Genomic DNA, 8,279 nt, shown 5'->3' with positions numbered 1-8,279 from the left:
CATCCACTTTCTCGTTTGCCCATTTCAAGGCATCGGCAAGGTCGGCGGATTTATCCCATGAGGAGCCATCGCCTGCTGCCCCTTCCTTGACATAAAGAATATTATTGGCGGGAACCATTGATTGCGAAAACGCCCCACTGGAGCAAAACAAGAAAACAATAAGTAGCAATAACCTATTCATAAGCAGTAATTGATTGGTTTTATAATGTGTTACCGTTACAAAAGTATTGCGTTCGAAAAGGTTATACCCTATGCGTTTGAGAGGTGCAGAACAGGTAGTTTTCCACATTTTTATCCACATCATGTCGCAAATGGCTGCCAAATCCTCAACTGCCAGTCGGTCAGGTACAAGACTATATGACGAACTGGAGGGTTTATTTGATTAGGGGTTGTTGGACACAAAAAGGTAATAAACTTATGGTAAGGTACGGTTAGTTGTCCATCAAATATTAGGTCTTTTTATATCGGGGGGATAGCATACCGCATGACATGGCGAGCTTTACAGCTGCCGAGTTGTCACGAGCTAACAACCTGCCGCGGATGGATACCAACTGGTTTCTGACCGTGGCATCACTGATGTGCAATTGTGCCGCTATGGCTTTGCTATCTCCATGCTCCATCCAGCATTTTAATATTTCCAATTGAGAGGGGGTAATCAGTTCTTTCTGATGTACCTGGATATCGCCGTAAGACTGATGGTATATACGGTCTGCAACCACAGCCCGCAACCAATAACCTTCTTCTATAAAAGCACTGATATCCTGTAATACAGACAACCAATAGCGGGGATAGCCCTCGTCGTTTTCTACCGAACATAAAGGCACTGTATGTATAAAAAGCTTTAGTTTTACTCCGCAGGTATTTACAACAGGCATACCACTGGCAGTAATATTACAGTTGCTCACCTCGTCGGGGGAGTGTTTTAATAAAGATTCCTTCATCAGGTTCATAAATACAGCAATACCTTCGTAGCCCGCCCGGCTGGCCTCCAGTGCTTTTCCAAAATCAAAGCCATCCTGGGGGCGGATGCCGTACATACCGTACAGATTGGATGTAAAATAACGGTATTTGAATTCTTTGAGGTCAAAAATGGAGAAAACATTTTGGGTTTGAGCAGACAGCTGCTCCAGAAGCCCTCTGAATAATGTACCCTCTGCTACGATATCTTTATGACAATAGCCTGCTTCTGCATGCTGTTTTAAAAAAGAGGAGATTATGGTTTCTTTCATATCTATCTTCTGTTGTAGAAATACACTATCATTTTATTGATATTTGATGCTATTGATAACCAATAGGAAACCAACTTTTACTGTGCACTATTTTATGCCCGGCTCCCTTAGCCCATTATAAACATACAACTTGCCACTGTAAAACACAAAAAACGTTGTTGTAAGAATGAATGGAAGAACAAGCCCTAAACTATAAACCCATTAACTGTGAATGATGAGCTGCACTAAACCGGGGATGTTTAATATTAAAAAACAAGAATGAGCAAACAAGAAACTATTACCCTGATTTCGACTATTATTAGTCCTGTTTTCCAGTTATTTGGGTCATCCCCGCCTTGTTTGGGAGCTTGTTCCTATACCCGGGGAGTGCAGAATGGCAACGAAAAACGAGCAATCATAAAGACAAACTCCCGCTCACCTGCTTGGAAACTGCCTGGGGGTAGTACCCGTATATTGTTTAAACGTCCGGATAAAATTAGTAGGAGAGCTAAAGCCCAGCTTACGGGATACCTGAGCTACGCTATATTTTTTGGATTTCAACAGCTTTTTAGATTCCTCTATCTGCATATTCTTAAAATATTCAAGAGGAGTGGTATTAAAATACTTTTCAAAAAGTCGTTTAAATGTACTTACAGATGTTCCAAAATAAGCAGTTAAAGTAAGTACCCCACAAAAGGGTCCTGCTATTCTTTGGCGAAAAAACTTACGCAGCATTTTTTAAAAATCCTCGTCAAGCAAAAGCTTATGGGTACGAGCCTGCTGCTCAAGATACTCTTTAAAGAATATATCGACAAAATGGGCAGTCAATTGTAATATCGGAAGCTTATGAATCAGCACATTTTTCTCGGTATATAAACAATCTACAATATTTTCCAGTGCATGGTGTACGTATAAGGGTAAACCAGATATAATTAATGGTGTGGGATCCTGCCTGTTTACAATGGCAGCTACAATAGGATGTTGCAAGCTATGTGCTGCAACATAGTTTTTGAGGAAATATTCAGAAATCACAATCTGAAGGATATGCCCCTCGAAACCTTTGGGCATAAACAATCGATATTGTCCCAGATCATTACAGAATACTAACTTTCTTTGGTCAAATATATAATCATTATTGATACGCAGGGGAATACTGGCTTCAAAAAAATACGTAAAAATATAAGCCGGCTGGGCTTGTTTAGTAGGTTTTAGGGTAATATCCTGATCTTGTTTTATCTGAACCTGCTGATTCCAGATAACGGCATCGTCTCCAAGCCGTACATAATAAAACTCTACTTGCTCAACCTCATTTTCCCAACCAAATTTTCCTTTATTAGATAGCGGTTCGGCTGTGGCCGCATATTTATGGGGTAAATCGCTGAATTCAGCAATAGAAGGAAGATACTGATCCATCTTCTTTACAGAAGAAGGGGTATCTGTTAGGCTTGTGTTTTCTGCTGATTTGGTCTGCATATCCATTGACAAATAAGCTCTTTAAATTAAAAAACATTTTTACAATAAACAACGCTATACCGGAGGTGAATGTGCTACAATGGTGAGGTAATGGTGCACATAGCCAGAATAAGAGAGAGGCTACTTTTACTGTTGCCCTCTCTTATATCCTAAATTAATTATTGAAATAAAGGCAATGCCTTTATTATTCTGCTAATAGTTTCTTCTCTTCCTAAAGCCAGCGCAATATCAAAAACCTGAGGTCCAAACTTTCCACCTACCAGCATAATCCTGAAAGGCAGCATAACTTCCCCTATTTTTAGTCCCTTATCTGCGGCTAACTGCTTAAATTCTGCTTCCAAAACAGTTGCATCTGCAAAGTCTCCTGCTTCAATTTGCTTGATATAAGCTTCAAAGAAAGCCGTTTTATCTGCATTCCATTTTGGTTTAACAGCATCAACATCATATTGATACGGTGCTTCAAAGAAGAAAGAGGCTTGTTGATAGAAATCCGGTAATAAGGTACAACGCTCTTTAACCATATCTATAACTTTTATCAAATGCTCTTGTGCCGGATTTATACCTTTCTCTGCCAATACAGCAACTACATAAGGGTATAAGCTTGGTGCTGTAGATTTCTTGATCCACTCGGCATTGTACCATTTTGCTTTCTCGTAGTCAAATTTAGCACCTGCTTTATTTACTCTTTCCAGAGAAAACTTATCACATAGCTCTTCTAAAGAAAAAAGCTCCTGATCCGTCCCGTCATTCCAGCCCAGCATAGCCAGCATATTTAAAAATGCTTCTGGCAAAAAGCCTACCTCCTTAAACCCTTCTGCCAATTCCTGTGTTGCAGGATCTGTCCAGTTCATAGCATATACCGGAAAGCCCAAACGTTGACCATCGCGCTTACTTAATTTACCATGGCCATCCGGCTTTAATATCAACGGTAAGTGAGCCCATGCAGGCATAGCTGCTTCCCATCCCAAAAATCTCCATAACAAAATATGGATAGGCGATGATGGCAACCACTCTTCTCCACGGAAAGCATGGGTAATTTTCATCAGATAATCATCTACAACCACCGCTAAATGGTAGGTTGGCATGCCATCTGCTTTCAGTAAAACTTTATCGTCTACTTCGTTACTGTCAAAACTTACATCGCCACGAATCAAGTCTTTGAAATAGATATTTTGATCTCCGGGAACTTTTATACGCACCACATGAGGAACTCCCTGTGCAATCAGCTCTTCAACCTCTTGGGCAGAAAGGGTTAACGAGTTTTTCAACGACATCCGCGTCGATTTATCGTATCTGAAGTTCTCTATAGTATTTCTGGCATTCTCCAGCTCTTCGGGAGTATCAAAAGCATAATAGGCATAACCATTGCTAACCAGCTCTTCCGCATATTGCTTATAAATAGGTTTGCGTTCGCTTTGTCTGTATGGGCCGTAAGCTCCACCTGTATCTGGTCCTTCATCCGGATTTAATCCACACCATTTTAAGCAGTTAATAATATATTCTTCTGCTCCCGGAACATAACGGGTTTGGTCGGTATCCTCTATCCTCAGGATAAATTCTCCATTATTTTTTTTAGCAAAAAGATAATTGAATAAGATGGTGCGCACTCCACCAATATGTAATCCGCCGGTTGGGCTGGGTGCAAATCTGACTCTTACTTTCTTGTCCATCGTAATTCTGAAAGGTTAAAAAAGCCTTACGGCTTTGGAGGTGCAAAGTTACGCTTATTAAATTTTAAAGTACAAAGAAATTTAAGAGACCAAAATCAAAGAGTTACTCCCTTTCAATTCCTAATCCGGGTCTTTCGCTTAAAACATACCTGCCGTCTTTAAACTCCGGTTTTTTAAAAGGATTATTGGTCGTCAGAAACGGCCCGTCTAAATCGGCAAAATCACAAAGCGGAGCCAAACTTGCCCCCGCCAGTGTAGCTGCGCTGGTTTCGCTCATGCAACCAATCATCAGCTTCATGCCCATACTCTTCGCCTGTTGCATCATTTGAAAAGCCTCGTACATGCCGGCAGACTTCATCAGCTTTACATTAATCCCATGGTACACTCCTTTTACCCGCTCAACATCCACCAGTCGTTGTACCGCTTCATCACCTATAATGGGGATAGGACTATGTTCTGTAATATAAGCATTGCCTTCAACATCCGATTTATCCATAGGCTGTTCTATCAACATCACGCCCTGTTCTTGTAGCCAATGTGTCATTTCGACCCCTTTAACTTTATCATCCCACCCCTGATTGGCATCTACATACAAAGGTAAATTGGTCACCGACCGGATGGTGTCTATCAAAAGCCTGTCGCTATCTCTGCCTATTTTTATTTTGATGAGCTGAAAACCATTCGCCAGGGCGTCCTCCACTTTTTCTACAATAACCTGTGGCGTGTCTATCCCTACGGTATAGGTAGTTAAAGGCATTTTTTGTGCATCTGCATGAAATAGTTGGTAACAGGATTTTCTTTCTATTTTTCCCGTAATATCATACAAAGCTATGTCTATTGCCGCTTTTATGGCAGGCAAACCCGCCTCCAGACTGTCCAGATAGCTCACAATTTCCGCCATATTAAACGGGTAGGTAAATCTTCCAAAATCCACTTTTTTCAGAAAAGACGTTGCTGTCTGGAAACTTTCGCCCATGTAGGGTACCATAGAGGCTTCGCCTATCCCTTCCACGCCATTGTAATTTAATCGCAGCAGGAGTATCGGAGTACTGGTTCTGGAATAGCGAGCAATAGTAAATGGAAATTTTAATTCGAGATTTAGTAAATCGTAACTTATCTTCATGTAAATTCGTCCAGTAAAGTAAAGATATTAAAAACTACATCTTCTATGAGAGGAAACCAACTAATTTTACTGTCAATATTTGTTCTGATACTGCATGCCTGTAGCAGCGGCACAAAAATGTTAGAAAAGGGTGATTATGATAATGCCTTTTATACCGCTGTAAAAAGACTTAAAAGCAACCCTACCCATGCCAAGGCCAAACATACGCTAACAGCCTCTTATGACCTTGCGGTGCAAAATCATTTACGTAAAATAGAACAGGCCAAACTGGCTATAACCCCTTTTAAATGGGACGAAGTGGTTTATAATTATGAGGATTTGAACAATATTGGCGCTAGCCTGGAATCTTGCCCCAGCTGTATGAATACGGTGGGGAGACCGCGATTTTACGATACCGAACTGAACGATGCCCGCTACAAAGCGGCAGAAGAACGTTATGTTGCCGCCAATAAATTAATGCTTGAAAGAAACAGAGAATCTGCAAAAGTGGCGTACAGATATTATGAACTGGCCGATTATTTTATCCCTAAATATAAGGATGTAAGAACCAAACTGGACGAAGCCTATTATGCCGCTGCCATAAAAGTAGTGGTTTATCCGGTACAGGTTAACTCTAACCTTTATAAGCTTTCTAACGATTATTTTCAGTCGCAACTAGACGGATTTATGGCAAATTACGAAACCAAAAACTTTGTTATGTTCTTTCGCCCGGAAGATGCCAAACGGCAAAAAGTACAGGCAGACCACCTGATGTATTTAAGTTTTGACGATTTTGTAGTCGGTCAGACTTATGTTAAAGAACGTGTAGAGGAAATCAAAAAAGAAAATGTACTGGTAGGTTATACCGATCAAAAAAGACCGGTTTACAGTACCGTTAAAGCCAGGTTGTCGATATTCGACAAATCTATCAGCTCCGGTGGTTTGTTGGACATGTCTATTATTGATGCCCGCACCAACCGACCTTTGCATCAACAAAAAATGCCGGGGACTTTTGTATGGCAAGATTCATGGGCAGCTTACACGGGAGATGAAAGAGCTTTATCTAAGGAACAATTGGCTATGTGCCGTAAAAAAGAGGTAATGCCGCCGCCGCCTCAAACTTTGTTTCTGGAATTTACTAAACCTATTTATTCTCAGACGGTAAATGCTATTAATGGTTTTTATAACAGGTATTAACTTAATAGTTCGAATTCAAAAGGAGTGATTTTTATCATTTCCTTATATAGTTTACTTCGCAGGATCGTAATAACAAACAGTAAGAGCGTCTTTGCGAACGGAGTGAAGCAATCTATTAAACGTTATTCCATATTGAATGTTTAAGGATGAATGATAAACAAGCAGCTATTATACTTTATTGACCCGGCGTACTACATTTCGACGGGCTCAATGTGACCTAAAGAAACTAACTATAATACTCCTAGCTTCATCCCCGGAACGTAAGATGTTTATTATTACCTTATAGAGATTACTTCGCAGGATCGTAATAACAAATAATAAGAGCGTCTTTGAGAGAGCCTGTTCCTATTTATCGGAAAGAAACAACGAAGCAAGCTCACTCAAGACCATTCAAACGACACAATAATAATCTAATTGAGGTCATGAGAGGTTGTCACATTGAAATCGAAATGTTCTTTTATTACCCAGAAAAAAGCTGCCACTGATGAGACTGCCTATTTTAACAAAGAGCAAATACGGGGTTTCAGATTAATTTGATTACCCAATCAAACAACAGATCTATTATAAAAAATTATTGTGCTACTAAATCAACCCAGACAGAAAAATTAAAACATGAATTAGGAAAAGGGTTATCTTATCGAATGGAGACCATGCAGATATACACAATTTCCACTTTCATGCGTGTTTCTTTTGGTTAAAAAGTATCCTTTTATGATAAAGTGGACCCTACTTACAGTTTCTTCTTTTTCGGATTTTGTCTATTTGAAAAGAAAGATAGTATTTCAATATCAGTTTCGTTAACTCTATAATAAAGCGTATTGTATTTCAAGATTACCAGTCTGTAAATATTCTTTTTATCGGACTTTGGAAATAGTTTTGGATTTTGAGAAATTAATTTTACTACATTTTCAATCTTTTGTGCGAGCTTTTTTATTTCTTTCTCAGTAAAATTTTGCTCTAGGTATTTAATGGTTAGGGCAAGTTCTTTTAACGCATTTTCGGTCCATAGAATCTTATAACCATTTTTCATATAATTCTCTAGCGGATGAATGTGGCTTTAAATTTTTGTTATTGGCATCAGCAACTCCTTTTTCAATAGATTCCTGCTCATCTTTAGAAACAGAACCCCACCAATCTGTTGTTTCCTCTTGTCTTAACCTCATCAACTTATCAATAATAGTTGCATCTTCTACTGTAGAGAGCCATTGAATTAATTCTATTTTTTTCTCCGATATATCAATGTCCATTATTTATTATTTTAAGGATTTTATATTATCAAATTTACATTTTTTATTTTTATTTGTGGAGAAACCAGGATGTACAATATAACAGGCAACATACTAGTCTAATAATCTCAAGGTACGATTTCCAGACTATTGAGTAAGCAAATCAAGAAACCACTCAAATAATTAAAAAAGTTATTGTATCACCTAGTCAAAACAAACAGAAAAATTAAAACAGTTTTTTCCCTTTATAACCACTCAATTGTCTCGGCGTTTTACGGGTATCTTTGTAAAAGCAAAAGCTCTCCCTTTTGCTCGTTCGATTAAAATGCCTTACCCATACATAAAGACACATTAAAGAATGATAGCAAACAATTACCGGCTTAATTTAAAATAATAGTTCTAC

Annotated in this window: 9 protein-coding genes; 1 reads left to right on the top strand and 8 read right to left on the bottom strand. The window is 39.0% G+C overall.

Translation table 11 applies throughout. The features are described from left to right. The 6 genes from ACFSAH_RS08855 to ACFSAH_RS08830 all read right to left on the bottom strand — a co-directional run. Positions 1-304 (bottom strand): hypothetical protein (locus ACFSAH_RS08855; protein ID WP_379662363.1); only part of this gene is annotated, 304 nt, incomplete at its 3' end. Between the two features lie 145 nt (positions 305-449). Then, a complete protein-coding gene (locus tag ACFSAH_RS08850; protein WP_379662362.1) occupies positions 450-1,229 on the bottom strand; it encodes a response regulator transcription factor in 780 nt (259 codons plus the stop codon). A 414-nt stretch (positions 1,230-1,643) separates the two neighbouring features. Then, positions 1,644-1,943: a helix-turn-helix transcriptional regulator gene (locus ACFSAH_RS08845; RefSeq protein ID WP_379662361.1), complete on the bottom strand. Its 300-nt coding sequence runs from the start codon at positions 1,941-1,943 to the stop codon at positions 1,644-1,646. Positions 1,944-1,946: 3 nt separating this feature from the next. Continuing rightward, positions 1,947-2,687, bottom strand: coding sequence for a hypothetical protein (locus ACFSAH_RS08840; RefSeq protein WP_379662360.1), 741 nt, complete (start codon positions 2,685-2,687; stop codon positions 1,947-1,949). A gap of 152 nt (positions 2,688-2,839) precedes the next feature. Next, positions 2,840-4,351 (bottom strand): glutamate--tRNA ligase, encoded by a 1,512-nt coding sequence (gene gltX, locus ACFSAH_RS08835; RefSeq protein ID WP_379662359.1) that lies wholly within the window; start codon positions 4,349-4,351, stop codon positions 2,840-2,842. A gap of 103 nt (positions 4,352-4,454) precedes the next feature. After that, a complete protein-coding gene (locus ACFSAH_RS08830; protein WP_379662358.1) occupies positions 4,455-5,474 on the bottom strand; it encodes a dipeptide epimerase in 1,020 nt (339 codons plus the stop codon). A gap of 45 nt (positions 5,475-5,519) precedes the next feature. On the opposite strand from ACFSAH_RS08830, the gene ACFSAH_RS08825 reads away from it, so the two are divergent. After that, a complete protein-coding gene (locus ACFSAH_RS08825) occupies positions 5,520-6,650 on the top strand; it encodes a hypothetical protein (protein WP_379662357.1) in 1,131 nt (376 codons plus the stop codon). Positions 6,651-7,380: 730 nt separating this feature from the next. Here the strand turns inward: ACFSAH_RS08825 and ACFSAH_RS08820 are convergent. Together ACFSAH_RS08820 and ACFSAH_RS08815 are read right to left on the bottom strand one after the other, a co-directional pair. Then, on the bottom strand, positions 7,381-7,680 hold the full coding sequence (locus ACFSAH_RS08820; protein WP_379662356.1) for a type II toxin-antitoxin system RelE/ParE family toxin: 300 nt from the start codon (positions 7,678-7,680) through the stop codon (positions 7,381-7,383). Further along, positions 7,664-7,897, bottom strand: a complete 234-nt coding sequence (locus tag ACFSAH_RS08815; RefSeq protein WP_379662355.1) for a hypothetical protein — start codon at positions 7,895-7,897, stop codon at positions 7,664-7,666. Before ACFSAH_RS08815 ends, ACFSAH_RS08820 begins: the two co-directional genes overlap by 17 nt. Positions 7,898-8,279: the final 382 nt, after the last annotated feature.

The sequence above is a fragment of the Pseudopedobacter beijingensis genome (assembly GCF_042678145.1).
Lineage (GTDB): Bacteria > Bacteroidota > Bacteroidia > Sphingobacteriales > Sphingobacteriaceae > Pseudopedobacter > Pseudopedobacter beijingensis.
The sequence above is the reverse complement of the archived record's forward strand: the minus strand, read 5'-3'. Positions and strand labels throughout refer to the sequence as shown.